Origin of the sequence: Pseudomonas sp. NFACC56-3, from assembly GCF_900100025.1 — a bacterium.
In the GTDB taxonomy this organism is placed as follows: Bacteria; Pseudomonadota; Gammaproteobacteria; order Pseudomonadales; family Pseudomonadaceae; genus Aquipseudomonas; species Aquipseudomonas fluorescens_AA.
The window spans coordinates 40,953-65,563 of the sequence record NZ_FMTK01000028.1 but is presented as its reverse complement, the minus strand read 5'-3'; the positions used below and the strand labels follow the sequence as shown (position 1 = coordinate 65,563).

27 protein-coding genes are annotated in these 24,611 nt (G+C 62.2%); 16 read left to right on the top strand and 11 right to left on the bottom strand.

All coding sequences use genetic code 11. The features are described from left to right. Window positions 1-24: 24 nt before the first annotated feature. The gene (locus BLO80_RS26640; protein WP_092333176.1) at window positions 25-618 is read right to left on the bottom strand and encodes a nitroreductase family protein; all 594 of its coding nucleotides are present in this window, start codon (window positions 616-618) and stop codon (window positions 25-27) included. A 158-nt stretch (window positions 619-776) separates the two neighbouring features. Here BLO80_RS26640 and BLO80_RS26635 point away from each other — a divergent pair, with 158 nt between their 5' ends. Together BLO80_RS26635 and BLO80_RS26630 are read left to right on the top strand one after the other, a co-directional pair. Beyond that, window positions 777-1,226, top strand: a complete 450-nt coding sequence (locus tag BLO80_RS26635) for a YcgN family cysteine cluster protein (RefSeq protein WP_060738739.1) — start codon at window positions 777-779, stop codon at window positions 1,224-1,226. A gap of 32 nt (window positions 1,227-1,258) precedes the next feature. Beyond that, complete coding sequence (locus BLO80_RS26630; RefSeq protein ID WP_092333174.1) at window positions 1,259-2,488, top strand: hypothetical protein; 1,230 nt, start codon at window positions 1,259-1,261, stop codon at window positions 2,486-2,488. 105 nt (window positions 2,489-2,593) lie between these two features. Here the strand turns inward: BLO80_RS26630 and BLO80_RS26625 are convergent, their stop codons facing one another. From BLO80_RS26625 to BLO80_RS26610, 4 genes are all read right to left on the bottom strand, one after another. Beyond that, the gene (locus BLO80_RS26625; RefSeq protein ID WP_092333172.1) at window positions 2,594-2,971 is read right to left on the bottom strand and encodes a YgaP family membrane protein; all 378 of its coding nucleotides are present in this window, start codon (window positions 2,969-2,971) and stop codon (window positions 2,594-2,596) included. 76 nt (window positions 2,972-3,047) lie between these two features. Next, entirely contained in the window at window positions 3,048-3,518 is a 471-nt protein-coding gene (locus tag BLO80_RS26620) for an RNA methyltransferase (RefSeq protein ID WP_003198862.1), read from the bottom strand. A 185-nt stretch (window positions 3,519-3,703) separates the two neighbouring features. Beyond that, window positions 3,704-4,078: a YajD family HNH nuclease gene (locus BLO80_RS26615; protein WP_003184246.1), complete on the bottom strand. Its 375-nt coding sequence runs from the start codon at window positions 4,076-4,078 to the stop codon at window positions 3,704-3,706. A 49-nt stretch (window positions 4,079-4,127) separates the two neighbouring features. After that, a complete protein-coding gene (locus BLO80_RS26610; RefSeq protein WP_018607541.1) occupies window positions 4,128-4,814 on the bottom strand; it encodes a spermidine synthase in 687 nt (228 codons plus the stop codon). A gap of 72 nt (window positions 4,815-4,886) precedes the next feature. Between BLO80_RS26610 and BLO80_RS26605 the strand changes: the two genes are divergently transcribed. Further along, window positions 4,887-5,174, top strand: coding sequence for a hypothetical protein (locus BLO80_RS26605; RefSeq protein ID WP_092333170.1), 288 nt, complete (start codon window positions 4,887-4,889; stop codon window positions 5,172-5,174). Between the two features lie 129 nt (window positions 5,175-5,303). Here BLO80_RS26605 and BLO80_RS26600 read toward each other — a convergent pair whose 3' ends face one another. Both BLO80_RS26600 and BLO80_RS26595 read right to left on the bottom strand, forming a co-directional pair. After that, window positions 5,304-5,777 carry a cyclic nucleotide-binding domain-containing protein gene (locus BLO80_RS26600; RefSeq protein ID WP_057449793.1) on the bottom strand — a complete coding sequence of 158 codons (474 nt, stop codon included), beginning with the start codon at window positions 5,775-5,777 and terminating at the stop codon, window positions 5,304-5,306. A gap of 205 nt (window positions 5,778-5,982) precedes the next feature. Next, the gene (locus BLO80_RS26595) at window positions 5,983-8,037 is read right to left on the bottom strand and encodes a S9 family peptidase (RefSeq protein ID WP_092333168.1); all 2,055 of its coding nucleotides are present in this window, start codon (window positions 8,035-8,037) and stop codon (window positions 5,983-5,985) included. A 135-nt stretch (window positions 8,038-8,172) separates the two neighbouring features. Here BLO80_RS26595 and BLO80_RS26590 point away from each other — a divergent pair, with 135 nt between their 5' ends. The 7 genes from BLO80_RS26590 to BLO80_RS26560 all read left to right on the top strand — a co-directional run bounded on the left by BLO80_RS26590 (window position 8,173) and on the right by BLO80_RS26560 (window position 14,069). Continuing rightward, on the top strand, window positions 8,173-8,670 hold the full coding sequence (locus BLO80_RS26590) for an MFS transporter (RefSeq protein WP_092333166.1): 498 nt from the start codon (window positions 8,173-8,175) through the stop codon (window positions 8,668-8,670). Between the two features lie 32 nt (window positions 8,671-8,702). Beyond that, entirely contained in the window at window positions 8,703-9,479 is a 777-nt protein-coding gene (locus BLO80_RS26585) for a class II glutamine amidotransferase (RefSeq protein ID WP_053120116.1), read from the top strand. 12 nt (window positions 9,480-9,491) lie between these two features. Further along, a complete protein-coding gene (locus BLO80_RS26580) occupies window positions 9,492-10,034 on the top strand; it encodes a DUF2937 family protein (protein WP_092333164.1) in 543 nt (180 codons plus the stop codon). 312 nt (window positions 10,035-10,346) lie between these two features. After that, window positions 10,347-11,633 (top strand): MFS transporter, encoded by a 1,287-nt coding sequence (locus BLO80_RS26575; RefSeq protein WP_092333162.1) that lies wholly within the window; start codon window positions 10,347-10,349, stop codon window positions 11,631-11,633. A 65-nt stretch (window positions 11,634-11,698) separates the two neighbouring features. After that, window positions 11,699-12,451, top strand: coding sequence for a 5-oxoprolinase subunit PxpA (locus BLO80_RS26570; protein ID WP_092333160.1), 753 nt, complete (start codon window positions 11,699-11,701; stop codon window positions 12,449-12,451). Beyond that, on the top strand, window positions 12,448-13,152 hold the full coding sequence (gene pxpB, locus BLO80_RS26565) for a 5-oxoprolinase subunit PxpB (protein ID WP_092333158.1): 705 nt from the start codon (window positions 12,448-12,450) through the stop codon (window positions 13,150-13,152). The genes BLO80_RS26570 and pxpB overlap by 4 nt, the downstream gene beginning before the upstream one ends. After that, window positions 13,149-14,069, top strand: coding sequence for a 5-oxoprolinase subunit C family protein (locus BLO80_RS26560; RefSeq protein ID WP_092333156.1), 921 nt, complete (start codon window positions 13,149-13,151; stop codon window positions 14,067-14,069). The genes pxpB and BLO80_RS26560 overlap by 4 nt, the downstream gene beginning before the upstream one ends. A 93-nt stretch (window positions 14,070-14,162) precedes the next feature. Here the strand turns inward: BLO80_RS26560 and BLO80_RS26555 are convergent, their stop codons facing one another. Then, window positions 14,163-15,341 carry a vWA domain-containing protein gene (locus BLO80_RS26555; protein ID WP_092333154.1) on the bottom strand — a complete coding sequence of 393 codons (1,179 nt, stop codon included), beginning with the start codon at window positions 15,339-15,341 and terminating at the stop codon, window positions 14,163-14,165. A gap of 33 nt (window positions 15,342-15,374) precedes the next feature. Next, complete coding sequence (locus BLO80_RS26550) at window positions 15,375-16,220, bottom strand: AAA family ATPase (RefSeq protein ID WP_003184225.1); 846 nt, start codon at window positions 16,218-16,220, stop codon at window positions 15,375-15,377. 198 nt (window positions 16,221-16,418) lie between these two features. On the opposite strand from BLO80_RS26550, the gene BLO80_RS26545 reads away from it, so the two are divergent. Together BLO80_RS26545 and BLO80_RS26540 are read left to right on the top strand one after the other, a co-directional pair. Further along, entirely contained in the window at window positions 16,419-16,649 is a 231-nt protein-coding gene (locus BLO80_RS26545; RefSeq protein WP_092333152.1) for a DUF4160 domain-containing protein, read from the top strand. Beyond that, window positions 16,637-17,137, top strand: coding sequence for a DUF2442 domain-containing protein (locus BLO80_RS26540; RefSeq protein ID WP_092173094.1), 501 nt, complete (start codon window positions 16,637-16,639; stop codon window positions 17,135-17,137). The genes BLO80_RS26545 and BLO80_RS26540 overlap by 13 nt, the downstream gene beginning before the upstream one ends. Here the strand turns inward: BLO80_RS26540 and BLO80_RS26535 are convergent. Further along, complete coding sequence (locus BLO80_RS26535) at window positions 17,134-18,210, bottom strand: DUF748 domain-containing protein (protein ID WP_092333178.1); 1,077 nt, start codon at window positions 18,208-18,210, stop codon at window positions 17,134-17,136. The genes BLO80_RS26540 and BLO80_RS26535 overlap by 4 nt on opposite strands. Window positions 18,211-18,341: 131 nt before the next feature. On the opposite strand from BLO80_RS26535, the gene cysK reads away from it, so the two are divergent. From cysK to BLO80_RS26520, 3 genes are all read left to right on the top strand, one after another. Beyond that, window positions 18,342-19,316: a cysteine synthase A gene (gene cysK, locus BLO80_RS26530; protein ID WP_092333150.1), complete on the top strand. Its 975-nt coding sequence runs from the start codon at window positions 18,342-18,344 to the stop codon at window positions 19,314-19,316. Between the two features lie 224 nt (window positions 19,317-19,540). Continuing rightward, entirely contained in the window at window positions 19,541-20,479 is a 939-nt protein-coding gene (locus BLO80_RS26525; RefSeq protein ID WP_092333148.1) for an aspartyl/asparaginyl beta-hydroxylase domain-containing protein, read from the top strand. Window positions 20,480-20,817: 338 nt separating this feature from the next. Beyond that, window positions 20,818-21,681 (top strand): DMT family transporter, encoded by an 864-nt coding sequence (locus BLO80_RS26520; RefSeq protein WP_092333146.1) that lies wholly within the window; start codon window positions 20,818-20,820, stop codon window positions 21,679-21,681. Between the two features lie 121 nt (window positions 21,682-21,802). On the opposite strand, the gene BLO80_RS26515 is transcribed toward BLO80_RS26520, so the two are convergent. After that, complete coding sequence (locus BLO80_RS26515) at window positions 21,803-22,711, bottom strand: DMT family transporter (protein WP_092333144.1); 909 nt, start codon at window positions 22,709-22,711, stop codon at window positions 21,803-21,805. A gap of 130 nt (window positions 22,712-22,841) precedes the next feature. Here BLO80_RS26515 and aceK point away from each other — a divergent pair, with 130 nt between their 5' ends. Then, window positions 22,842-24,563: a bifunctional isocitrate dehydrogenase kinase/phosphatase gene (aceK, locus tag BLO80_RS26510; RefSeq protein WP_092333142.1), complete on the top strand. Its 1,722-nt coding sequence runs from the start codon at window positions 22,842-22,844 to the stop codon at window positions 24,561-24,563. The last annotated feature ends 48 nt before the right edge of the window (window positions 24,564-24,611 follow it).

Genomic DNA, 24,611 nt, shown 5'->3' with positions numbered 1-24,611 from the left:
CTCTTCAGCGGTCACAGAATAGGGTTACAGGGTGAAGTCGCCTTCGGCCACCAGTTCGCTCAATGGCCGGCGCGGGCTTGGGACTTCGCGGGCCTGGAGGGATTCGGCCAGGGTCGATTTGTCCCCCAGCTTGCCAATCGCCACCGCGGCGTGCAGGGCGTAGCCTTCCGGGATCTTCAGTTCCTTGCGGGTCAGTTCCTGGTCGAAACCGGCCATGCCATGGGTGTGCCAGCCGCTGAGGCTGGCTTGCAACGCCAGGTGGCCCCAGGCCGCGCCGGTGTCGAAGGCGTGGGTCTGGGCCGGGGTTTCCTCGGTGGCACCGGGCACCGCGAAGGTGGTTTTCGAGACGACGATCACCAGCGCCGAGGCGTGTTGGGCCCAGCCGCGGTTGAACGCGTTGAGCAAACCCAGGAAACGCTCCCAATTCGGCGTGTCGCGTCGTGCGTACAGGAAGCGCCATGGCTGTGAATTGTAGGCCGAAGGGGCCCAGCGCGCGGCTTCGAAGAAGCTCAGCAAGGTTTCTTCGGCAATGCTTTCGCCGGTAAACGCGCGGGGCGACCAGCGTTCGATGAACTGAGGGTGGATCGCGTAATCGGCAATGCGGGAATTGGCGCTCATGGGCTCACCTGGCTCGAGTTTGGAAAGACAATGCAGCAACCTACGTCCCGGCGTCCGGCCTGACAAGCCCTGCCTACCGACAGTCGCCAATGCTTGGCCTGAGGAGGTCCCGGCACTAGACTGTCGGCCTTTCACCACCTGATGTTGATGCTTGAGCCATGGCCGCCAAAGTCGAACCGTTCTGGATACGCAAAACCCTCGATCAGCTCGATACACAGGAGTGGGAATCGCTGTGCGACGGCTGTGGCCTGTGCTGCCTGCAAAAGCTCGAAGACGAAGACGACAACAGCGTCTACTACACACGCATCGCCTGCAAACTGCTGGACCTGAAAACATGCCAGTGCACCGACTACCCTAATCGCCGTGAGTTCGTGCCCGATTGCATCCAGCTCACGCCGGGCAAGGCCGATGAGTTCAAATGGCTGCCGCCGACCTGCGGTTATCGGCTGGTCAGCGAAGGCAAGGACTTGCCGTTGTGGCACCACCTGGTTTGCGGTGATCGAGAGGCCGTGCACCACGAACGCATTTCCCAGTCCGGGCGCATGCTGGCCGAAGGCAGCGTGCCGGAAGACGATTGGGAAGATCATCTGATTTTCCGCGCTGGCTGAACCACCGGGCGGCGCACCACCAGGGAGAACCCATGGCTGCAGGATTGAGACGGATGCTGGCAGCCGGGCTGCTGGCGGTGTGCGGGCCGCTGTGGGCGGCGCAGAAAGTCGACCTGGATTATCACGTGCACCTGTTGCCACAGAGCGATCAGGCCGAGGTGCGCGTGACCCTGGCCCGGGGGGCGGCGGTGCGCAGCCTGGATTTCGACCTCGGCGACGGCAGCCGCTACAGCGATTTCAAGGCCGACGGCCAATGGCAACTCACCCCCGGCAAGGCGGCGCGTGGCGTCTGGCGTCCGGCCGCTGACAAGGCCAGCCTGAGCTACCGTGTGCGCATCAGCCATGCCCGCAAGAACGCCACCTTCGAAACCCGCATGACCCCGACGTGGGCGTTGCTGCGCGGCGACGATCTGGTGCCGGCGGCCAAGCTCGACCAGCAGGATGGCGTCGAACTGGTGGCCCGTCTTGAGGTGGAATTGCCCGACGGCTGGAAAAGCATCGAGACCCCCTGGCCGCGTATCGGCAAACAACGTTTTCGCATCGACAATCCCTCGCGCCTGTTCGACCGCCCCACCGGCTGGATGCTCGCCGGCAAACTGGGCAGCCGCCGCACACGCCTGGGCGAAACTGAAGTGACGGTGGCCTCGCCCCGGGGCCAGGGCATGCGCCGGATGGATGTGCTGACGCTGCTGACGTTCGTCTGGCCGCAAGTGCAAGCGTTGGTGCCGCGCCATCCGGCCAAGTTGCTGATCGTCGGCGCCGGCGATCCGCTGTGGCGTGGTGCCCAGGCCGGCCATGACTCGATTTACCTGCACAGTCGACCGCCGCTGGTCAGCGAGCGGGGCAGCAGCCCGTTGTTGCGGGAGTTGGTGCAGGCGCTGGCCCGGGTCCATGATCAGGATCGTAGCGACTGGATCAGTGAGGGGCTGACCGAGTACTACGCCATTGAACTGCTACGCCGCGCCGGCGGCCTGAGTGATGAGCGCTACCAGACCCTGAACGACCGGCTCGCCCGCGAGAGCAAGGGCGTCACCACCGTGCGCGGCGAGCAGATCGGCCCGGCGGCGGTGGCCAAGGCAGTGTTGCTGTTGCAGGAACTGGACCGCGAGATTCGCCTGAAAACCCGCAACAAGCGTTCGCTGGATGATGTGTTGCAGGGGGCGATGCGGTTGGAAACGGTCGATACCAAGGAGTTTGTGCAGCTCAGTGAGAGCGTTCTGGGTGGGGCCTCCACTGTGCTGGATAGCCGATTACTTCAGTGACCCCGCCATCGCGAGCAAGCTCGCTCCCACATTGGATTTTCGGCGTTCATAAAACCTGTGGGAGCGAGCTTGCTCGCGATGAGGCCATCAGCGGCGCTGCAAAAATCAGAGCCCAGCCTTCGGCGAAACCAGCGAGTCATTCCCGGTCACCGTCGCCGTGCCAGTCGCTGCCTCGGCATTGGCCTTCAGGCGACTCAGTTCGTCACCGGCCTCCTCGATACGGGCACGGGCGCTGTTCAGATTCTGGCGATTCTTCTCCAGCAGGCTCTTGGCCGAGCAATGCCCAGTGATCCCCCGCGCCAGGGCCATGCCGCCGATCGCCAGTTGAGCCAGACCGATCACCCCGCCACGCCGCAAGCCCTTGCCCATCATCAGCACACCGCCGGCCAGTGAGCCAATGCGTTCCCAACCATGCACGTTTTGCGGCGGACGAGATTGGAAAGGGGTGCTCTCGATCGGCTCGAACGGATTGTTATCGCTCATGATCTGTCTCCAGTATGGGGTAGGTATAAAACTGACTGCCCGAGCGATTGCCTTGTTCAATCGAGTTTTGCACCGATCAGCGGAATTGCGGCCCCGAACGGGTGTTGTTGCCTTTGGCCATGCGGTCGTACAGCACGACGTTGACGGTGGCGGCCAGGTTCATGCAACCGGTGGTGGGGATGTACACCACGTCCTCGCACCAGTCGCGGATGTCCTTGTCCAGCGAGCCGTCCTCCGGGCCGAAGATGTACAGCGCCCGGTCCGGGTGGGTGTATTCGGGCAGGGGGCGAGCGCCTTCCACCAGTTCCACAGCCACTGGTACACAGCCCAGGGGCAGGATTTTCTTCAGGTCGTCGATACCGATCAGCGGGATGTCGTAGTGGACTTTCTTGGTGTCGGTGACGAAGTCGGCGGCGCGCTCATAGCGCTTGCCGGTGTAGAACACCGACGCCACGCCGTAGCAACCGGCGGCACGCATGACCGAACCGACGTTTTCCGGTGACTTGGGGTTGAACAGACCGATGCAGCTATAGCGTTTGTTGGCCACGGGCGGGGTGCCTTTGGGGAAAAGGCGCGATTATACGGGGAATGGGGGAGGGTGGTCAGGTTCGAGATGTGTGGTGTTTATTTGATCGCCATCGCGAGCAAGCTCGCTCCGACATTGGATTTTCGGCGTTCACAAAACCCTGTGGGAGCGAGCTTGCTCGCGATGGCGGCCTGACAGGCTGTAAATTACTCGTCTTTCTTCATCAACCCGGCCAGCGCGGCGAAGGGGTTGTGGGTCGCCTTGGCGATTTTCGGGGTGCTCAGGGAGCCGTCGCCGAAGTATTGCTGGTCGGTGTAGCGCGAGTGCTCGTTATCGTGGCAGTACAGGCACAGCAGTTCCCAGTTGGAACCGTCCTGGGGGTTGTTGTCATGGTTGTGGTCGCGGTGGTGAACGGTCAGTTCGCTCAGGCGCTTGCCGGAAAACTCGCGGGCGCAGCGGCCACAGACATGGGGGTACATTTTCAGGGCTTTGTCGCGGTAGCCCATCTCCCGGTCGCGCTGGGCATCGGCGAGGATGCGGTCCAGCTTGGCGGTGTTGGACGGTGGCGTTGACGAACTCATGGGTTCACCTTTGTAGATAAAGACTGATGACGGTTGGGCACAGTTTAGCTTAGCCCTTGAGTTTCTCGGCAATCCAGATGGTGTGGCGGGTGCCTTTGTTGCCGTGGGCGAACACTTGCACTTCTTCGGCCTTGAAGCCGGCTTTCTTCAGCTTGTCGGAAAACTGCCGGTCAGCGCTGGCCGACCACACCGCCAATACGCCCTTGGGCCGCAGGGCCTTGGCGCAGGCAGCCAGGCCACCGGCCGAATACAGCCAGCTATTGGCTTTCTGGGTCAGGCCTTCCGGGCCATTGTCGACGTCCAGCATGATCGCATCGAAACCCTGGGGCTCGGCTTGCAGCACCTTGGCCACGTCTTCCATGCGGATCACGGTGCGCGGGTCTGCCAGCGGTCGCCCGGCCTTTTCACCCAAGGGGCCACGGTTCCACTCCACCACACCGGGCACCAGCTCGGCCACCACCACCTCGGCGGTTTTGCCCAGGTGCTTGAGGGCCGAGGCGAGGGTGAAGCCCATGCCGAGGCCGCCGATCAGCACGCGCGAGCCAGGACGACCGGCGACCTTGCGGCAAGGAATCTCTGCCAGGGCGTCTTCGGAACCGTGCATGCGGGTATTCATCAGCTGCCCGCCGTCGCCACCCTGGATCTTGATGACGAAGTCTTCGCCGTACTCGAACAGGCACAGGGCACCGCCGTTATCAGGGATGGGTGTGGTGTCGAGCAGAACGAAACGTTTCATGGAAATCTCGTAGGAGGGCAAACCGCGCGGTAACGACTAGCCTTAAAGCAGACAATAGCCACGGAGCCATTGATGAAGTGCATCATTCTAACGGCCATTGCCCTGGCGGCGCTCTCAATAAGTTGCGCCCAGGCTCAACAACCGACGATTCCGGTCAACCCGCCGAGCATCCCCGGGTCGCCGGGCACCGCCACCCCCATGCCGTATCCGCCGGTCACGCCCAACGGTGTGCCCAAGGCGGGGACCGGAAGCGGTGGGCCGCCCTTGCTGCCGCCCATTGAAATGCCCAAGCCGCCCAAGGACCAGCCGATACCGGGCATGGAGCCGAAGCCGGCGAAGGCCAAGCCGCCGGGAGGGTAAATCGACAAGACGACGCATAACCTGTGGGAGCGAGCTTGCTCGCGATAGCGTTGTGTCAGTCGACTTCAATGCTGGCTGATCCGCCGCCATCGCGAGCAAGCTCGCTCCCACAGGGTTTATGTGTTGTTGTCAGACCTGCTGCGACAACAACTGCCCATCGGCCATGCGCAGGCGCTTGGACAGGGAGACGGCGAGGGCGCGGATGATCTTGGCGGCGATCTTGGGGGCGTCGTTGAGCATTTTTTCCAGGGAGTCCTTGCCCAGGTTCAGCAACTGGCAATCACTGGCGGCGATGCAACTGGCCGAGCGCCGTTCGCCGTCGAGCACGGCCATTTCACCGAAGGCCCGACCGCTGCGCAGCGTGGCGATGGTCACGGGTTGGCCGTCGGGACCGGTTTTCTGCACGGCCACCTGGCCGGTGTGGATGATGCACATGAAGCTGCCGGCATCGCCCTCGTGGAAAATCGCTTCGCCCTCGGCGATGGCGCTGATGCTGAAATAGCCCGACGCGGCGGCGAAGTCGACGGGCAGCAACTGGTCGAACAGACCGCAGTCCATCAGCCAGTCACGGATTTCTTTGTTCAGTAAGGTCGGTTCTGACATGTTGGCACGGTCTTTTTCTTGTGTCTGCTACGGGGTTGGATTGAAGAAGAACCCTTGTGGGAGCGAGCTTGCTCGCGATAGCGATGTGTCAGTCAACATCAATACTGATTGATCCGACGCCATCGCGAGCAAGCTCGCTCCCACAATTATCTGATCTGGGATGCCCAGCGCATGGAGCTAAGACCCGGCCATCCCACAGAGTTCCTCAATCCAATCCCAAAACCTTCAAGACAAATGCATATTCGAGCGCTACGTCACGCAATCCCTGGTAGCGTCCGCTCATTCCGCCGTGGCCGGCGCCCAGTTCGGTCTTGAGCAGCAGAGGGTTGTCGTCGGTCTTGGTGGCGCGCAATTTCGCCACCCACTTGGCCGCTTCCCAGTACTGCACGCGACTGTCGTTATAACCGGCGATCACCAGCAGCGCCGGGTACGCCTGGGCGCGGACGTTTTCGTACGGGGCGTAGGCCCGGATCCGATCATAAACGTCCGGCTCCTCCGGATTGCCCCATTCGTCGTATTCGGTGACGGTCAGCGGCAGGTCCGGGTCGAGCATGGTGTTGAGCACATCGACGAACGGCACCTCGGCAATCGCAACCTTGAACAGCTCCGGGCGTTGGTTGAGCACTGCGCCGATCAGCAGGCCACCGGCGCTGCCGCCGCTGATCGCCAGTTGTTCGGCGGTGGTGAAGCCGTTGGCGATCAAATGCTCGGCACAGGCGATGAAATCGCCGAACGTGTTGTGCTTGTGTTCCTGCTTGCCGGCGCGATACCAGGCTTCCCCCAGCTCGCCGCCGCCCCGCACATGGGCGATGGCAAACGCCACGCCGCGGTCGAGCAGGCTCAGCCGCGCATGGGAAAACCACGGGTCGAGGCTTTCGCCGTAAGCGCCGTAGCCGTACAGGTACAGCGGCACCGGCCGGCCGAGGGCTTCGCGCTTGACCACCAGGCTGATGGGCACTTGTGTACCGTCTGGCGCCGTCGCCCACAACCGTTGGCTGACGTAGGCATCGGCGTCGAACGGGCCCAGCACCGGGGTTTGCTTGAGGACAACCTGTTCGCCGCTGGCCAGGTCCAATTGACGGATCTGCGCCGGCCGGTTCAGGGCCTCGTAGCGCAGGCGGATGCGATCGCTGGCGAATTCCAGGCTGTTCTGCACATGCAGACTGTAGGCCGCGTCCGGCAACTGCACCCGATACGCCGGCAAGTCCTGGGGATGCACCTCGATGATCGGCAGGCCGCCCTCACGCAGGCTCAAGGTCATGGCCCTGGCGTTCAGGCTCAGGCCGTCGATCATCACCGTATCGCTGTGGGGGATCAGGTTCTGCCAGTCGGCCTCGGTCGGCGCCACGCCGGTGTCGGCGGCCTGGTACAGGGCGAAGTTGATCCCTTCGCGGTTGCTGCGGATCAACCAGGTCCATTGGCCATCGAGCAGGCCGTGGTCGACGTCGTATTCGTGGTTTTCCAGGCGTGGCGCCAGGCAGGTGAAGGGCTGTTGCGGTTGCGCGGCGTCCAGTACCCAGACTTCGCTGGTGGTCTTGCTGCCCAGGGACAGGATCAGTTGCTTTTCCGAGCTCGAACGATAGCAATGCAGGAAGAAACGCCCGTCCGGCTCATGGAACACTTCTTCGGCGGCGGTGCCGTCCAGGCGATAGCGCCAGAGCTTGTGGGGGCGGTGGGTGTCGTCCAGCTCACCAAAAAACAGCGTCAGGCTGTCGTTGGCCCAGGTCATGCTGCCGTCGCAATTGTCGAAGGACAGCTCACTGATCCTGTCGTTGGACAATTCCTTGACGAACAGGGTGTAGATCTCGTCGCCCGTGGTGTCCAGGCTGTAGGCCAGGCGCTGGTGGTCGGGGCTGATGCTGAAGGCGCCCAGGGCAAAGAATTCGCCGCCGGCCAGCGCGTTCGGGTCCAGCAGCAGTTGTTCGTGGCTTTCGTCCACGTTCAGGCTGTCGTCGGCCGGGCGTGGGCAGCGGTAGTGGCGCGGGTATTCGTCACCGGCGGTGGTGCGGGTGTAATACAGGTATGGGCCCCAGGGCGAGGGCAGTGACAGGTCGGTCTCGAGGATCCGGCCCTTGATTTCCTGGAACAGGGTTTCGCGCAATTCGGCCTGATCGGCGAGTTGCGCCTCCTGATAGCTGTTTTCCGCCTTGAGGTAGTCGAGCACGGCGTCGGTGTCGCGCTCCTGCAGCCAGGCGTACGGGTCAACACCGGCGTCCCTGCGGGCAATCGGGGCGTTGGAAACGTGGGCAGATAGGGACATGAAAGGCTCTCGAACGTTGTACGAAAAGGGGCACGCGGCCTGGACAGAACCCACCACACAGGCCATTCGCCAGACGCCGGGGCAGCCTGACGCGCGAAAAGCCGTTACTATAAGCGTCTCTTTGCCTGCCTTGCCATGGACACCATGACCGAGAATGACTATCTGATCGCCTGGGGCCTCTACGCCTTCGCTGCCCTGGGCTGCCTGCTGGTGTGGATGCGCATGACCCGCTGGATGTGGCGCTGGTTGCGCGAACCGCTGCGCTTGCTGATGGCGGTGTTGCTGTTCAGCCCCACCATCGTAGACCCGGTGAAGGACAAAGTCGCCCCGGCCTTGGCCATTGTTGCCCTGGATATCCTGTTCAAGGTCGGCAACAACGTCTGGCGGGCGGCGTCCGATCTGCTCATGTACGGCATGATCGCCTTCGGCCTCTACTTGGTGATCGTGCTGATCCGCTTCCCCATCGAGCGTGCCGCCAACGCGCGCAAGGAACGGGCTGCCGCCGCCAAAGCCGCCGCCGCGGTCGATGAGCCGGAGGACGAACCACCGTTCGGCGTGGCCGGCGATGACCGCTACGGTCGCCCGCCCGTGCCGAGCAACCCCCAGCGTTCGCGTATCGAACCGCGTCTGTAAGCAGGCCTGCCCCTTGAAGCGAGAGTTCGAGCATGTGTGAGTTACTGGGCATGAGCGCCAATGTGCCGACCGACATCGTGTTCAGCTTCACCGGGCTGATGCAGCGCGGTGGCAAGACCGGGCCGCACCGGGACGGGTGGGGCATCGCCTTCTATGAAGGTCGTGGCCTGCGCCTGTTCCAGGACCCGGCTGCCAGCAGCGAATCGGAAGTGGCGAACCTGGTTCAGCGTTATCCGATCAAGAGCGAAGTGGTGATCGGGCATATTCGCCAGGCCAATGTCGGCAAAGTCTGCCTGTCCAACACCCACCCCTTCGTGCGTGAGTTGTGGGGCCGCAACTGGTGTTTTGCCCACAACGGCCAGCTGGCCGATTTCCAACCGGGCGTGAGCTTCTACCGCCCGGTGGGCGACACCGACAGCGAAGCGGCCTTCTGCGATTTGCTCAACCGCGTGCGCCAGGCCTTCCCGGAGCCGGTGGAGGTAGAGCAGCTGCTGCCGTCGTTGATCGAGGCCTGCACCGAATACCGCAGCAAAGGCGTGTTCAACTGCCTGCTCAGCGATGGCGACTGGCTGTTCTGTTATTGCTCGACCAAACTGGCCCAGATCACCCGTCGCGCGCCCTTCGGCCCGGCGCGGCTCAAGGACGTGGATGTGATTGTCGATTTCCAGGCGGAAACCACGCCCAACGACGTGGTCACGGTGATCGCCACCGAGCCCTTGACCGAAAACGAAACCTGGACCCGCTACGAACCGGGCCAATGGAGCCTGTGGCGACGCGGCGAATGCGTCAGCCACGGCCGGACCGAATAAGGACGTCACGTTATGTTGCTCAGTTATCTACGGCTGGTGTTGTTCGCGGTGGGCCTGTTGGTTGGGGTCCAGGTGCCGGGCTTCATCAATGATTACGCCAAGCGGGTCGAGGCCCACCTGATCGAGGCGCAGACCGGCCTGCAAGGTTTCCAGGGCACCGCCAACCAGTTCTTCAAGGGCGACATGCAGGCCCTGGTGGCCCATTACCGCGCCAGCGAGGACCCGATCTTTCGCAGCGATGCCGACAGCCTGAACACCTTGCTCGTGCGCCAACAGGCCCTGGACAAGCAATTCCAGGCCATGCAAGGGCCGTGGTACATCCGCCTGCTGCAAGTGGCCCTGGCCGCCGATCCGGACATTCGCAAGGAAACCTGGAACGGCTACAGCTACCAGATCCTGCTGACCCCCGAGGCCATGGTCTGGGGCATCAGCGGCGCGATGTTGCTGTCGTTGGGCCTGGAATGCCTGTTCCGCCTGATCGACTGGGTGGTGCTGGGGGGCAAGCGCCTGCGCCAGGGGCGGCCGATTGAAGAGCGGGATCTGCGGGGACTATGAAAGCCGCAGCCGCCGGCTTCTGTGGCGAGGGAGCTTGCTCCCGCTGGTCTGCGCAGCAGACCCAAACTTGCTGATAACATCAACCTGACACTGCGCGGTGCCTGGTTTTGGGCCCGCTTCGCGGCCCAGCGGGAGCAAGCTCCCTCGCCACAACGGTGTTCAGGCCCTGCGTGTTACCCAATCAAATTTTTCTTATGACCCAGCCAAGGTTTTATTCGTTGGACGGGATCGGCCGCGCGCTCAAGAATCGGGGCAACGGTCTCCACGTCAGCGTCGTCGAGACTCAAAAAAATAAAACCGTGGAGAACCGCCATGAGTGCACCCGACACGCTCGACGTCCCCCAACCCCAGGCCCGTTCTGGCCCGTTCGATTGGTATCGCAACATCAACCAGCAGGAACGTCGCACTTTCTGGAGCTGCAAGATCGGTTACGCCCTGGACGGCATGGACACCCAGATGCTCAGTTTCGTGGTGCCGACCCTGATCGCAATGTGGGGCATCACCACCGGCCAGGCAGGCCTGATCCACACCAGCACCTTGATCGCTTCGGCCATTGGTGGCTGGCTGGCGGGGATTCTCTCCGACCGGATCGGCCGGGTGCGCACCCTGCAACTGACAGTGCTGTGGTTTGCCTTCTTCACTTTCCTGTGCGGCTTTGCCCAGAACTACGAACAACTGTTGATCGCTCGCACATTGATGGGCTTCGGCTTTGGTGGCGAGTGGACCGCCGGTGCGGTGTTGATGGGCGAGGTGATCCGTGCCAAGGATCGCGGCAAGGCCGTGGGCATGGTGCAGTCGGGCTGGGCGCTGGGCTGGGGCCTGACGGCGATTCTGTATGCACTGCTGTTCTCGGTGCTGCCGCCGGAAGACGCCTGGCGTGCACTGTTCATCCTCGGCATCGTGCCGGCGGTGTTCGTGATTTTCGTCCGTCGACTGGTCAAGGATCCGGACGTCTATAACCAGACCAAGGCCCGGCTGACGCCGGAAAACCCAGCGAAGTTCTACGAGATTTTTGCCCCCGGCATTCTCTTCACCACCCTACGCGCCTCGCTGCTGACCACCGGTGCCCTGGGCGGTTACTACGCCATCACGTCCTGGCTGCCAACGTTCCTGAAAAATGAGCGCGGCCTGAGTGTATTGAGCACCGGCGGCTACCTGGCGATGGTGATCGTCGGTTCCTACGTGGGTTACGTCATCAGTGCCTATTTGAGTGACATCCTGGGGCGCAAAAAGAACTTCGTCCTGTACGCCGTCGGCTCCTTCACCATCGTCCTGCTGTACACCCAGGTGCCGGTAAGCAATAACGTGATGCTCTGGCTGGGCTTCCCCTTGGGGTTCTTCGCGTCGGGCATGTTCAGCGGCATGGGCTCGTTCCTCACCGAACTGTTTCCTACGCGCATTCGTGGTTCGGGCCAAGGCTTCTGCTACAACATTGGCCGGGCGGTGGCGGCATTGTTCCCGCTGTTGATCGGTATCTTGAGCCAGAAGGTGCCGCTGAGCGTGGGTATCGGGGCGTTCGCGGCGGTGTCCTATGGCGTGGTGATTCTGGCGGCCCTGAGCCTGCCGGAAACCCAGGGCAAGCAGTTGGAAGCCGAGTAACTGATAACCTGTGGGGTACGTGCCCAACAGTTAAACAAAAGAAAGAACCTACAGGAGCGTTCACCGTGAACCGCCTGCTATTGAACTGCGACATCGGCGAAAGCTTCGGCAGCTGGACCATGGGTCTGGACGCCGAGGTGATGCCCTTCATCGATTGCGCCAACATCGCCTGCGGCTTCCACGCTGGCGACCCGAGCATCATGCGCAAGACCGTCAGCCTGGCCCTGAGTCACGGCGTGCGGATCGGCGCGCACCCGGCCTATCAGGACCTGGCGGGCTTCGGCCGCCGTTCCATGGCCTATGGCGCCCAGGAATTGCAGGACTTGCTGCATTACCAGATCGGCGCCCTCGACGGCATCTGCCGGGCCCAGGGCGGGCAGGTCAGCTACGTCAAACCCCACGGCGCGATGTACAACGACATGATGGCCAACCCGGCGCAGCTGCGCGCGGTGATCCAGGCTATCGCGGCCTATGATCGGCAACTGCCGCTGATGCTCCTGGCGACCCGGGACAACAGCGCCGCCCAGGCCTTGGGCGACGAGTACGGCCTGACCCTGTGGTTCGAAGCCTTTGCCGATCGCGCCTACGACAGTGGCGGCCGCCTGGTTTCGCGGCAAGCGCCGGGCGCGGTGCACCACGATCCCGAGGTCATTATCGGGCAGGCCCTGACCATTGCCCGCGGCGATGCGTTGACCGCCAGTGATGGTAGCGCCTTGCACCTGAAGGCCAATACCTTGTGCGTGCACGGTGACAACGCCAGCTCCGTGGCGGCCGTGCAACGCATCCGCGAAGCCCTGGACCGGCAGCGTGCGCCATGAAACCACGCTTGGAAGTGGTGGCGGTGGACTGCCTGATGGTGCGCCTGTTCGACGAGATCGCCGAGGCCAACATGCCCTGGATGCTCGCCGCCAGCGAGCGCCTGCGAGCGGTGTTTGCCGAACGTCTGATCGATCTGGTGCCGTCCTACACCACCTTGATGGTGCACTACGACTTGCTCGCCCTGGACCCGGCCCAGGCCCGCGCATTGATCGGCGAGGCGCTGCATAACCTCTCCCCGGATGCCCGGTCCGCCGGCCAGTGCCATGTGCTGCCGGTGTGGTACGACCTTGGCGTCGGGCCGGAACTGGCACTGCTGGCGAGCCGCAGCGGCTTGACGGTCGCCCAGGTGATCCGTCGCCACAGCGAACGCGAGTACCAGGTGTTTGCCCTGGGCTTCGCGCCCGGCTTCGCCTTCATGGGGCTGGTGGACGAAGCATTGGCTGCACCGCGCCTCGACACGCCACGCAAGCGCGTGGCCGCGGGCAGTGTCGGCATCGCCGAACGCCAGACCGCGGCGTATCCATTGGTGTCGCCCGGTGGCTGGAACCTGATCGGTCGCACCCCGACCAAACTGTTTGATCGTGAGCGCGACGGCTACAGCCTGATGCAGCCGGGGGACACGGTGCGTTTTGCCCCCGTGGACCATGCCGAATTCATCGCGCTGGGTGGCGACGACACACCGCTGGAGACCCAGGCATGAGCCGGTTGTTGATCGAGGCCAGCACACCGCTGTGCCTGTTGCAGGACGCCGGCCGTTTCGGCGTGAGGCACCTGGGCGTGACCCAGGGCGGGGCGGCGGACTGGCTGTCGATGGCTTGGGCCAATTGGATGCTCGGCAATGGCCTGGACGCGGCGGTGGTGGAGATTACCCTCGGCGGCTTTACCGTGGTGGCGGAAGAGGATTGCGTGCTGGCGCTGGCCGGGGCGGACCTGGGCGCGCGAATAGACGGCCAGGGCGTGGCATCGTGGCGCTTCTTCAGCCTGCGCAAGGGCCAGGTGCTGGCGCTCACCCAGCCCGTGCTCGGTGCCCGGGCCTATCTGGCGGCCCCTGGCGGTTTCAACGCGCCTGCGGTGCTGGGCAGCCGGGCGACGGTGGTGCGCGAGGAGCTCGGAGGCCTGGATGGACGGGGGCGGGCGCTGAGTCGCGGGGCGCACTTGAGCTATTCAGGCACGGCGACGCCTCGGCCCATGCCGCACACGCGGATTCCGGATTTCCAGCAAGCGCAGCCGCTGGACCTGATCCTGGGGGCGCAGAATGGCGCGTTCAGCGGGCAGAGTCTGTTCGACGCGTTCAACACCCCGTGGACGCTGGACAGTCGCGCCGACCGCATGGGCATGCGGTTGCTGGGCACGGCGCTGGCGTATCAGGGGGCGGCGATGATTTCCGAAGGAATCCCCTTGGGCGCTGTGCAAGTGCCGCCGGATGGCCAGCCGATCGTGCTGCTTAATGACCGGCAAACCATCGGCGGTTATCCACGCCTGGGCGCCCTGACACCGTTGGCCCTGGCCCGGCTGGCGCAATGCCTGCCGGGGGCACAGGTGCGGTTGCGGCCGGTGGTGCAGGAGGTTGCGCATCGGCAGCAGGTGGAGTGTTTGCGCAGTTTTCTCGACCGCTAAAAGCATCGCGAGCAAGCTCGCTCCCACATTGAAATGCGCTTTCCTGTGGGAGCGAGCTTGCTCGCGATGAGGCCTGAACAGGCAACCAAAATCTTACTTGGAAAGGAACCGCATCCCTTCCTCCAACCCCCGCAAGGTCAGCGGATACATCCGGTCTTCCACCAACTCGCGCACGATGTTGGTCGAGGCGGTATAACCCCAGGTGTCCTTGGGGTAAGGATTGATCCAGATGAGCTTCTTGTACTTCTCCATGAAGCGCTGCATCCACACATAACCGGCTTCTTCGTTCCAGTGTTCGACGCTGCCGCCGGCCTGGGTGATTTCATAGGGGGCCATGGCGGCGTCGCCGATGAAGATCACTTTGTAGTCGGCACCGTACTTGTGCAGCAAATCCAGGGTCGAGGTGCGCTCGGAAGTGCGGCGCAGGTTGTTCTTCCACACCGATTCGTAGACGAAGTTGTGGAAGTAGAAGTACTCCAGGTGCTTGAACTCGGTCTTGCAGGCCGAGAACAGTTCTTCGCAGACCTTCACGTGGGCATCCATCGAGCCGCCGATGTCGAACAGCAGCAACAACTTCACGGTGTTGCGTCGCTCCGGGCGCATCTGGATGTTCAAGAGGCCGGCGTCCCGGGCGGTGTGGTCGATGGTGCCGTCGATATCCAGCTCTTCGGCCGCACCCTGGCGGGCAAACTTGCGCAGCCGGCGCAGGGCGATCTTGATGTTGCGGGTGCCCAGTTCCACCTGATCGTCGAGGTTCTTGTACTCGCGTTGGTCCCAGACCTTCACGGCCTTGCCCTGGCGTTTGCCGGCGTCGCCGACCCGAATGCCCTCGGGATTGAAGCCGCCGGAGCCGAACGGGCTGGTGCCGCCGGTGCCGATCCACTTGTTGCCACCGGCATGGCGTTCCTTCTGTTCTTCCAGACGTTTCTTGAATTCTTCGATCAGCTTGTCCAGGCCGCCCAGGGACTGGATCTGTGCCCGTTCCTCATCGGTCAGCGAGCGCTCGAATTCCTTGCGCAGCCAGTCCTCGGGAATCAGCGCCTGGAGGTGGTCGTCGAGTTTCTCCAGGCCGTTGAAGTAGGCGGCGAACGCCCGGTCGAACTTGTCGAAATGCCGTTCGTCCTTCACCAGGATGGCCCGGGACAGGTAATAGAACTCGTCCATGTCGGCGAAGATCACCCGCTGTTTCAGCGCGTTGATCAGGTCCAGCAGTTCACGCACCGACACGGGCACCTTGGCGGCGCGCATCTCGTTGAACAGGTTAAGCAGCATGGCAATCGCCCTCGCTCTGTTGGACGAAGAGGATCAGCGGGTGCCGCGACGGCTCATGAACGCCAGGCGCTCGAGCAGTTGCACGTCCTGCTCGTTCTTGACCAGGGCGCCGGCCAGTGGCGGGATGGCCTTGGTCGGATCGCGCTCGCGCAGCACCGCTTCGCCGATATTGTCGGCCATCAGCAGCTTGAGCCAGTCCACCAGTTCGGAAGTGGAGGGCTTTTTCTTCAGGCCTGGCACCTTGCGCACGTCGAAGAACACGTCCAGCGCTTCGCTGACCAGGTCCTTCTTGATGTCCGGGTAATGCACATCGACGATTTTCTGCAGGGTGACGCGGTCAGGGAAGGCGATGTAGTGGAAGAAGCAGCGACGCAGAAAGGCGTCCGGCAGTTCCTTTTCGTTGTTGGAGGTAATGATGATGATCGGGCGCTGCTTGGCCTTGATGGTTTCGTCGGTCTCGTAGACGTAGAACTCCATCTTGTCGAGTTCCTGCAGCAGGTCGTTGGGGAACTCGATGTCGGCCTTGTCGATTTCGTCGATCAGCAGGATCACCCGCTCCTCGGACTCGAACGCTTCCCAGAGCTTGCCCTTCTTCAGGTAGTTGCGCACGTCGTGGACCTTGTCCACACCCAGTTGCGAGTCCCGCAGGCGGCTGACTGCGTCGTACTCGTACAGGCCCTGGTGAGCCTTGGTGGTGGACTTGATGTGCCAGGTGATCAGGCGCGCGCCGAAGGACTCGGCCAGTTGTTCGGCCAGCATGGTCTTGCCGGTACCCGGTTCGCCCTTGACCAGCAACGGCCGCTCCAGGGTAATGGCGGCGTTCACGGCCAGTTTCAGGTCATCGGTGGCCACGTAGGCGCTGGTGCCTTCGAACTTCATCTGCAATTCCTCGAACGGTGTCGCCGGCCTGGCGAGGCGGGGCGCACGAAATAGATATCGTGCCCGACTATAACGCGAGGCCCCGCCGACTGTGAACGCAGACGCTGTATTCAGTCTCTGAATGGGGCGTCACATGTTGACTCAGTCTAGGCTGCTTGCCAGTATTGCATATCGCCAATTTGGCGATATGTTTGGTGCATGTCTACTAAATATCGATTCAAAAATACTTACCGCATTCAACTGCGTGAACGAGACCATCCACCGCCCCATGTTCACCTGACGGGCGGTGGGGTGGATGTGATGTTGAGCCTGGAGACGATGGAAGTGATGATGGGCCGTGCGCCGCCGTTGATCATCAAGGAAGCGCTGGACTGGGTCAGAGTCCACCAGGCGCAACTGTTGGAGGATTGGAAACGATGTTACCCATGAAACGGCCGCGGCTATTGGCCGTGCAGGCCTTATTACCGTTCAGTCTTGAACTGACGTTCATCGACGGGCAGCAATTGACGCTGGACTTGAGTGCCGACGTGCAACGTTACCCAGGCTTGCAGCCTTTGCTGAAAGAGGCTGCGTTTGGAGGTGCGAGCCTGGGGGATGATGGTTGGAGCGTGGAATGGCCCGAACTGGATATCCAGATCGGTGCCGATACCTTGTATCTGGATGCGCTGGCGCAGAATGCCGTGGATGAAAATACCCGTATCTTCATCGATTGGCGTGCCCGTACCGGCCTGCCGTTGAACAAGGCAGCCGAAGCCCTCGGGGTCAGCACTCGCAGCATCACTCGCTATAGCAGCGGGCGCGAGGCTGTACCGCGTTCGCTGGCCCTCGCGTGCTTGGGATGGGACTCGCTGCAGCGTGGCGCGGGCATCGCGGCGGCGGAACCGATCGGCCGCTACACCGTCACGCGCAAACCCTAGTCGGTCGAAGGCGGTGGCTGTTCATAACGGGCGTTGAACGCCTGGACGAAACCGTTGCGCAGGATCTGCAGGAAAGCTTCGAAGGCGCTGATGTTCTGCTGGTGGACATTGCCGCTGAGTTCCACCCGGGTGGCGAACTGGTTCTTGCGCTGGTTCTTGAGGGCTGTTTCGCCTGTGCCGACCAGCGCTTCCCAGACCGAGCGGAAGATGTTCTTGTTCTTGTTTTCCACGTCCTGCTGCCAATCGAAGACGTCGACATCACGCAGCAGCGGCTTGATGTAGCCGCTGAGTCGGGCGTTGTCGGCTTCGGCCTCGACGACCAGGTCGCCGTGGCCGGCATTGAAATCGAACTTGCCATAGGCTGCGGCGAAGTCGTTCAGGCGCTTGAGTTCGATGTTCGTGGCCCGCAGGCGGAAGTCGAAGTCCTCGAAGTTGCTCAACGGGTCAAAGGTAGCCTGCATTTCCAGGGGCGCATGTTCGGCCACCAGGGCCTTGCCCTCGAAGCGGGCATCGCGCTTGCCCTCGGTGTCGACCACGTTGGTCAGGTTATAGAAGTTGGCGTTGACGTCGGTGGCCCGCAGGTTGACCGGTGGCTTGGAGTTGAAGTTGCGGAAGGTGACCTTGCCGTCCCTGATCCGCACTTCGTTGAGGGTAATGGGCAGCAACTTACTCAATTGCTCCCGCCAGTTGGTGCCTTGGCCGGTCTGGGAGTTCTGCCGGTTGGTCCCGCCGTCGACGAAGTTCACTTCGGGGCGGGTGAATTGCGCCTCGGCCACCACGGCATGGTCATACCACAACGAATGCCAACTGACCGACAGGTCGACCAGGGGGGCGTCGACGAACGGTACCGGGACCTTGCCGTCGACCTTGACGATCTTCAGGCCGTTGATCCGGTAGGCCCCGCGCCAGAGGGCCAGGTCCACGTCGGTAACCTGGCCGCGATAATCGCCCATTTCGGCCAGCTTGTCGTTGAGGTAGTTGCGCACCAGGTAGGGCAAGGTGAAGTGCAGGATTACCAACACCGCAACGATGGCGGCGAGCCCCCACAATGGCCAGCTGTATCGACGCTTCATGTCCATCAGTCTCCAGCGCTATTAAAGCCATTGACTGTCGTAGTGGTGGGAACGTTCGGTGCAACTGGACGCCCGTGGGCAACAGGCATACCTTTAAAGGCTTAAATTCTCGTCGCATCAAGGACCCAGCCATGAGTCGTATATTCGCTGACAACGCCCATTCCATCGGCAATACGCCACTGGTACAGATCAACCGCATTGCGCCGCGCGGTGTGACCATCCTGGCCAAGATCGAGGGGCGCAACCCAGGGTATTCGGTCAAGTGCCGGATCGGCGCGAACATGATCTGGGACGCTGAAAGCTCGGGCAAACTCAAGCCGGGCATGACCATCGTCGAGCCGACCTCGGGCAACACCGGGATTGGCCTGGCGTTCGTGGCCGCCGCCCGTGGCTACAAACTGATGCTGACCATGCCGGCTTCCATGAGCATCGAGCGCCGCAAGGTGCTCAAGGCCCTGGGGGCGGAGCTGGTGCTCACCGAACCGGCGAAGGGCATGAAGGGGGCCATCGAGAAGGCCGCCGAGATCCTGGCCAGCGACCCTTCCAAATACTTCATGCCGCAGCAGTTCGATAACCCGGCGAACCCGGCGATCCACGAAAAAACCACCGGCCCGGAAATCTGGAACGACACCGACGGCGCGGTGGATGTGCTGGTGGCGGGCGTGGGCACCGGCGGAACCATTACCGGGGTTTCGCGGTATATCAAGAACACCTGTGGCAAACCGATCCTGTCGGTGGCCGTCGAACCTGAGGTTTCGCCAGTGATCACCCAGGCGATGGCGGGCCAAGAGATCAAGCCCAGCCCCCACAAGATCCAGGGAATCGGTGCCGGGTTCGTGCCGAAGAACCTCGACCTGTCGATCGTCGACCTGGTCGAACGGGTCACTGACGAGGAGTCCAAGGCCATGGCCCTGCGCTTGATGCAGGAGGAGGGCATCCTCTGCGGCATTTCCTGTGGGGCGGCGATGGCCGTGGCTGTGCGCCTGGCGGAAAAACCGGAAATGCAGGGCAAGACCATCGTCGTGATCCTGCCGGATTCGGGCGAGCGGTACTTGTCGAGCATGTTGTTCAGTGATCTGTTTACCGAGCAGGAGACTCAGCAGTGACCGTGAATTCACAGGTGTCGCGAGACGCTTTTGTGGGTTGAATGATTGTTCGATGCGTCAGCCAAGGTTCAGGCGGCGCATGTTAGAAAGTGTTTATTGCGTTTCGCTCAATACAGAATGTCGCGTCAGACGGTTTTTACCTGGGCCATTAGGGATTAACATGGCCGCGGCTACGTCGGGTAGTAGGCGTCGCGTCAGTTGTTTTTGGACAAGGAGTTGTAAAAATGACCGTTTCGTTTGTCGCCAAGGCCTCGGTGTTGCTGCTGTTTCTGGGCAGTACGCTTTATGTGCATTTGCGTGGCAAGGCACGCTTGCCGGTATTGCGCCAGTTCGTCAATCACTCGGCGCTGTTCGCCCCCTATAACGCCTTGATGTACCTGTTCTCCGGCGTGCCTTCGAAGCCGTACCTGGATCGCAGCAGATTCCCCGAGCTGGATGTGCTCAAGGACAACTGGCAGGTCATTCGCGACGAGGCCATGCATTTGTTCGACGAGGGTTACATTCGTGCCGCCGAGAAGCATAACGACGCCGGGTTCGGCTCGTTCTTCAAGAAGGGGTGGAAGCGTTTCTACCTCAAGTGGTACGACAAACCGCTGCCGTCGGCCGAGTTGCTCTGCCCCAGGACGGTCGAGCTGGTCAGTCGGATTCCCAACGTCCGGGGCGCGATGTTTGCCCTGTTGCCCGGTGGCAGCCATCTGAATCCCCATCGAGACCCCTTCGCCGGTTCGTTGCGTTATCACCTGGGGCTGTCCACGCCCAATTCCGATGACTGCCGGATCTTCGTCGACGGTCAGATCTACGCCTGGCGCGACGGCGAAGACGTCATGTTCGATGAAACGTATGTGCACTGGGTCAAGAACGAAACCCCACAGACCCGCGTAATCCTGTTCTGCGATGTCGAGCGGCCCCTGAAAAGCCGGCTGATGACCCGCCTCAACCGCAGCATCAGCGCGTTTCTCGGCCGCGCCACCGCGCCGCAGAACCTGGAGGATGAACACGTCGGCGGCATCAACCGGGCTTATGCCTGGAGCAAGACGTTCAGTGACGGCATCAGCGGCCGGGTCAAGCAGTTCAAACGCAAGCATCCCAAGGCCTACCGGGTGATGCGGCCGGTGTTGGCGGTGGTGGTGCTGACGGCGCTTGGCTATTGGTTGTTCGTTTAACCATTGCGTAGTCCATCGAGTGCTGGTTATAGTCAGCGCTCTTCGGGTTTTCGAACCCACCCTTCAAGAGATCGGCTCATGCCTGCATCCCCTGTCATCGCGGTCGTGGTTCCAGCGTTCAACGCTGGCGTCGTGCCGTGTGGGAATCAGCAGCCTGTGCAGATCGGTCAATACCCCCCACCTGTCAGTCGCTCATCGGTGTACGCCGTCGTATCACCGCCGGGTGTTGGCATTCAGGGCTGATCGGCAACGGTTGCCATCCCCTGCGCCCGCCTGAAAAAACGACTGGACTTCAGCTTCGGCTGAGTTGGCTTTTTGCCTGACTACAGGTGGTATCCATGTTTTCCCTTTCCAAAAACGCCTTATTGGCGGCGGCTTCCACGAGCCTGTTCGTTTTGCTGTGGAGCAGCGGGGCGATCTTTTCCAAGCTGGGCCTGGCCCACGCTTCCCCCTTCGCCTTTTTGCTGATCCGTTTTGCCATCGCGCTGTTCGCGTTGGTGCTGTTGATACCCATGCTCAAGTTCAAGCTGCCCAAGACCGGCAAGCCGATGCTGTACGCGGTGACCACCGGGCTGGTGCTGCTGGGCGCCTATCAGATTTTTTATCTGCTGGCGCTGCAAATGAGTGTCACGCCCGGGGTCATGGCCACCCTGATGGGCGTGCAACCGATCCTGACCGTGGTGCTCATGGAGCGTCAGCGCTCCTGGTCGCGGATGTTCGGCCTGGTGCTGGGCTTGGTCGGGTTGGTCATGGTGGTCTACCAGGGCATCGGCCTGGCCGGCATGTCCCTGGCGGGGATGGTGTGCGGGTTGCTGGCACTGGTGAGCATGACGGCCGGTTCCATCATGCAGAAGCGCATCACCGATAACCCACTGGGCACGCTGCCGGTGCAATACCTGGCCGGGTTGGTGTTGTGCGCGGTGTTCGTACCGTTCCAGCCGTTTCACTTCGAATACAGCACGGGGTTCTTCGTGCCGGTGTTGTGGATGGGGCTGGTGGTGTCGGTACTGGCGACGTTGCTGCTGTACCGTTTGATTGCCCGTGGCAACCTGGTCAATGTCACCAGCCTGTTCTACCTGGTGCCGGCGGTGACGGCGATCATGGACTACCTGGTGTTCGGCAACCGGCTGGCGTTGTTGAGCTTGCTGGGGATGGCGCTGATCATCGTGGGGTTGGTGTTTGTGTTTCGTAAGAGCCGCTAGCCCTTAGCTCTTCGCTGGTTGTACCACCGCCATCGCGAGCGAGCTCGCTCCCACAGGGTTATGCGCAGCCCTCTGTGGGAGCGAGCTTGCTCGCGATGGCCTATTCAGCCACACCGATGAACTACCGGGCAGACGCTTCAGCCGGTTTCACCACCCCAGGTTTCAACACCAGCCACAACGCCGCCGCAATCAACACCCCGCCATACAAATGCGCCATCCCCAACGGCTCATCCAGCAGCAACGCCCCCCACAACACGCCGAACGGCGGGATCAGGAACGTCACGGTCATGGATTTGACCGGGCCGATGGAACTGAGCAAGCGGAAGTAAAGAATGTACGCCAGGGCGGTGCACACCAGGCCCAGGCCCAGCAGTGACAACCAGACGCTCCAGCCACCCCAACTGGCCGGCGGCTGGCTGATGACGCCGTAACCAAACAGCGGCAGCAAAAACACCGTGGCACCGAACATGCTGCCCAGGGCGGAGAGGCGGCTGTCCAGGCCTCCTTGGTGATCGAGCCAGCGCCGGGTGAGGAAACCGGCAAAGCCGTAGCAGGTCGTGGCCAGCAGGCAGGCGAGGGCGCCCATCAACAGTTGCAGGTCGAAGGCCACCGGGCCGGCGCGGGTCAGGATGCCAACGCCGAGCAGCCCCAGGAACACACCGCTGACCTTGGCCAGGGTCAGTTGTTCGCTGAAGAACAAGCCGCCGATCAACACCCCCATCAATGGCGTGGTGGCATTGAAAATCGCCGAATAACCGGCCGGCAGCACCTGGGCCGCCAGCGAATAAAAGGTGGCCGGAATCCCTGAGTTGATCAGGCCCAGCACCATCACGACTTTGAGCTTGCCGCGAAAATTCCAGTCGACGCGCATCAGGGCCAGGATCACCAGCAGCCCGACGAAGGCGATGGACACGCGAAAGAAAGCCGTGGGGATTGGGCCGATGACGGGGGCGATGATGCGCATGAACAGGAAGCTGGCCCCCCAGATGGCGGCCAATGACAGTAAACGCAGGATGTCGACGAGGTTCACGAGCCACTCCTTCCTTGATGGGGTGGCAAGTGTCGCCGCCCGGCATGGCGATGGCAATGGTTGCGTTGGCGCGTGATTGGCCTCTAAGCTCAGTCGCCAATAACAAGCATGACCCGCCGAGGTTTACCCTATGCTGCAGCCATGGCCCGCCCTCGAAATCGCCCGTTCGATCCTCGACGGCTTCGACGATTACCGTGAGCATTTCCGGCAGATCACCGACGGCGCTCGCGCCCGGTTCGAGCAGGCCCGGTGGCTGGAGGCCCAAGCGGCGTCGGCGGCGCGGATCAATTTGTATGAAGAAAAAGTCTTCGAAACCGTCGCCAGGCTGCACAAGGCCTTCGATGACGAAACACTGATGGAGGTGAGCTGCTGGCCGCTGGTCAAAAGCGCCTACATCAGCCTGATCGACCTGCGTTTCGACGATGAACTGTCGGAAACCTGGTACAACTCGATCTTCTGCGGGCTGTTCAGCCACGACCTGATCAGCGATGGCACCATGTTCATCCACACCACCCGGCCCAGCCTGCGCCGGGCCCGTGCCGCCCAGACCCGCACCTACAAGCCCCAGGGGCAGTTGGACCGGATGCTGGCCAGCGTGTTCGCCGATTACCGGTTCAGCGAGGACTACGGCGACCTGCCAGGCGACCTGCAGCGTCTCGAAGCGCAACTGCGCGAGAACCTGCCGGACTGGGTCTGCAAGGACCCGGAACTGACGGTGGAGTTGTTTTCCTCGGTGCTCTACCGCAACAAGGGCGCCTACCTGGTGGGCCGGATCTTTACCCGCGACGACCAATGGCCGCTGGTGATCCCGCTGCTGCACCGTGAGGGCCGGGGTATCCAGATCGATGCGCTGATCACCGACGAGGCGCAGGTGTCGATCATCTTCTCGTTCACCCGCTCATACTTCATGGTGGACGTGCCGGTGCCGGCGGAATTCATCGGCTTTCTCAAGCGCATCTTGCCGGGCAAGCACATCGCCGAGTTGTACACCTCTATCGGCTTCTACAAGCACGGCAAGTCCGAGTTCTACCGGGCGCTGATCAACCACCTGGCGAACACCGACGACCAGTTCATCATGGCCCCCGGCGTGCGCGGGATGGTCATGAGCGTATTCACCCTGCCGGGCTTCAACACGGTGTTCAAGATCATCAAGGACCGCTTCTCGCCGTCGAAAAACGTCGACCGGGCCACGGTGATTGAGAAGTACCGACTGGTGAAAAGCGTCGACCGGGTCGGACGCATGGCCGATACCCAGGAGTTCGCCGATTTCCGCTTTCCCCTGAGCAAGTTCGAGCCGGCCTGCCTGGAGGAACTGTTGGAAGTGGCGCCGTCCACGGTGTCGGTGGAAGGCGAGACGGTGCTGATCCGGCACTGCTGGACCGAACGCCGGATGACGCCCCTGAACCTCTACCTGGAAAACGCCAACCCGGACCAGGTGCGCGAGGCGCTGGAAGACTACGGTCTGGCGATCAAGCAACTGGCGGCGGCCAATATCTTCCCCGGCGACATGCTGCTCAAGAACTTCGGCGTGACCCGCCACGGTCGCGTGGTGTTCTACGACTACGATGAAATCTGCTTCCTCACCGAAGCCAATTTCCGCCACATCCCCGAGCCCCGTACCCCGGAGGATGAAATGGCCTCCGAGCCCTGGTATTCCATCGGGCCGCTGGACGTGTTCCCCGAAGAATTCCCACCGTTCCTGTTCGCCGACGCCGGGCAGCGCAAGCTGTTCGACCAGTTGCACGGCGAGCTGTACAACGCCGACTACTGGAAAAGCCTGCAAGAGGCGATCCGGGCGGGGAAGGTGATCGATGTGTTCCCGTATCGGCGCAAGGACCTGGACAACGAATAACCGCCAGGCTCCCTTGCCACAAAAGCAGCCTTGACGCAAATCCCCTGT

Coding starts and splice junctions, on each gene's coding strand:
- BLO80_RS26640 (WP_092333176.1), bottom strand. CDS start 618: ATGAGCGCCAATTCCCGCATTGCCGATTACGCGATCCACCCTCAGTTC.
- BLO80_RS26635 (WP_060738739.1), top strand. CDS start 777: ATGGCCGCCAAAGTCGAACCGTTCTGGATACGCAAAACCCTCGATCAG.
- BLO80_RS26630 (WP_092333174.1), top strand. CDS start 1,259: ATGGCTGCAGGATTGAGACGGATGCTGGCAGCCGGGCTGCTGGCGGTG.
- BLO80_RS26625 (WP_092333172.1), bottom strand. CDS start 2,971: ATGAGCGATAACAATCCGTTCGAGCCGATCGAGAGCACCCCTTTCCAA.
- BLO80_RS26615 (WP_003184246.1), bottom strand. CDS start 4,078: ATGAGTTCGTCAACGCCACCGTCCAACACCGCCAAGCTGGACCGCATC.
- BLO80_RS26610 (WP_018607541.1), bottom strand. CDS start 4,814: ATGAAACGTTTCGTTCTGCTCGACACCACACCCATCCCTGATAACGGC.
- BLO80_RS26605 (WP_092333170.1), top strand. CDS start 4,887: ATGAAGTGCATCATTCTAACGGCCATTGCCCTGGCGGCGCTCTCAATA.
- BLO80_RS26600 (WP_057449793.1), bottom strand. CDS start 5,777: ATGTCAGAACCGACCTTACTGAACAAAGAAATCCGTGACTGGCTGATG.
- BLO80_RS26595 (WP_092333168.1), bottom strand. CDS start 8,037: ATGTCCCTATCTGCCCACGTTTCCAACGCCCCGATTGCCCGCAGGGAC.
- BLO80_RS26590 (WP_092333166.1), top strand. CDS start 8,173: ATGGACACCATGACCGAGAATGACTATCTGATCGCCTGGGGCCTCTAC.
- BLO80_RS26585 (WP_053120116.1), top strand. CDS start 8,703: ATGTGTGAGTTACTGGGCATGAGCGCCAATGTGCCGACCGACATCGTG.
- BLO80_RS26580 (WP_092333164.1), top strand. CDS start 9,492: ATGTTGCTCAGTTATCTACGGCTGGTGTTGTTCGCGGTGGGCCTGTTG.
- BLO80_RS26575 (WP_092333162.1), top strand. CDS start 10,347: ATGAGTGCACCCGACACGCTCGACGTCCCCCAACCCCAGGCCCGTTCT.
- pxpB (WP_092333158.1), top strand. CDS start 12,448: ATGAAACCACGCTTGGAAGTGGTGGCGGTGGACTGCCTGATGGTGCGC.
- BLO80_RS26560 (WP_092333156.1), top strand. CDS start 13,149: ATGAGCCGGTTGTTGATCGAGGCCAGCACACCGCTGTGCCTGTTGCAG.
- BLO80_RS26555 (WP_092333154.1), bottom strand. CDS start 15,341: ATGCTGCTTAACCTGTTCAACGAGATGCGCGCCGCCAAGGTGCCCGTG.
- BLO80_RS26550 (WP_003184225.1), bottom strand. CDS start 16,220: ATGAAGTTCGAAGGCACCAGCGCCTACGTGGCCACCGATGACCTGAAA.
- BLO80_RS26545 (WP_092333152.1), top strand. CDS start 16,419: ATGTCTACTAAATATCGATTCAAAAATACTTACCGCATTCAACTGCGT.
- BLO80_RS26540 (WP_092173094.1), top strand. CDS start 16,637: ATGTTACCCATGAAACGGCCGCGGCTATTGGCCGTGCAGGCCTTATTA.
- BLO80_RS26535 (WP_092333178.1), bottom strand. CDS start 18,210: ATGAAGCGTCGATACAGCTGGCCATTGTGGGGGCTCGCCGCCATCGTT.
- cysK (WP_092333150.1), top strand. CDS start 18,342: ATGAGTCGTATATTCGCTGACAACGCCCATTCCATCGGCAATACGCCA.
- BLO80_RS26525 (WP_092333148.1), top strand. CDS start 19,541: ATGACCGTTTCGTTTGTCGCCAAGGCCTCGGTGTTGCTGCTGTTTCTG.
- BLO80_RS26520 (WP_092333146.1), top strand. CDS start 20,818: ATGTTTTCCCTTTCCAAAAACGCCTTATTGGCGGCGGCTTCCACGAGC.
- aceK (WP_092333142.1), top strand. CDS start 22,842: ATGCTGCAGCCATGGCCCGCCCTCGAAATCGCCCGTTCGATCCTCGAC.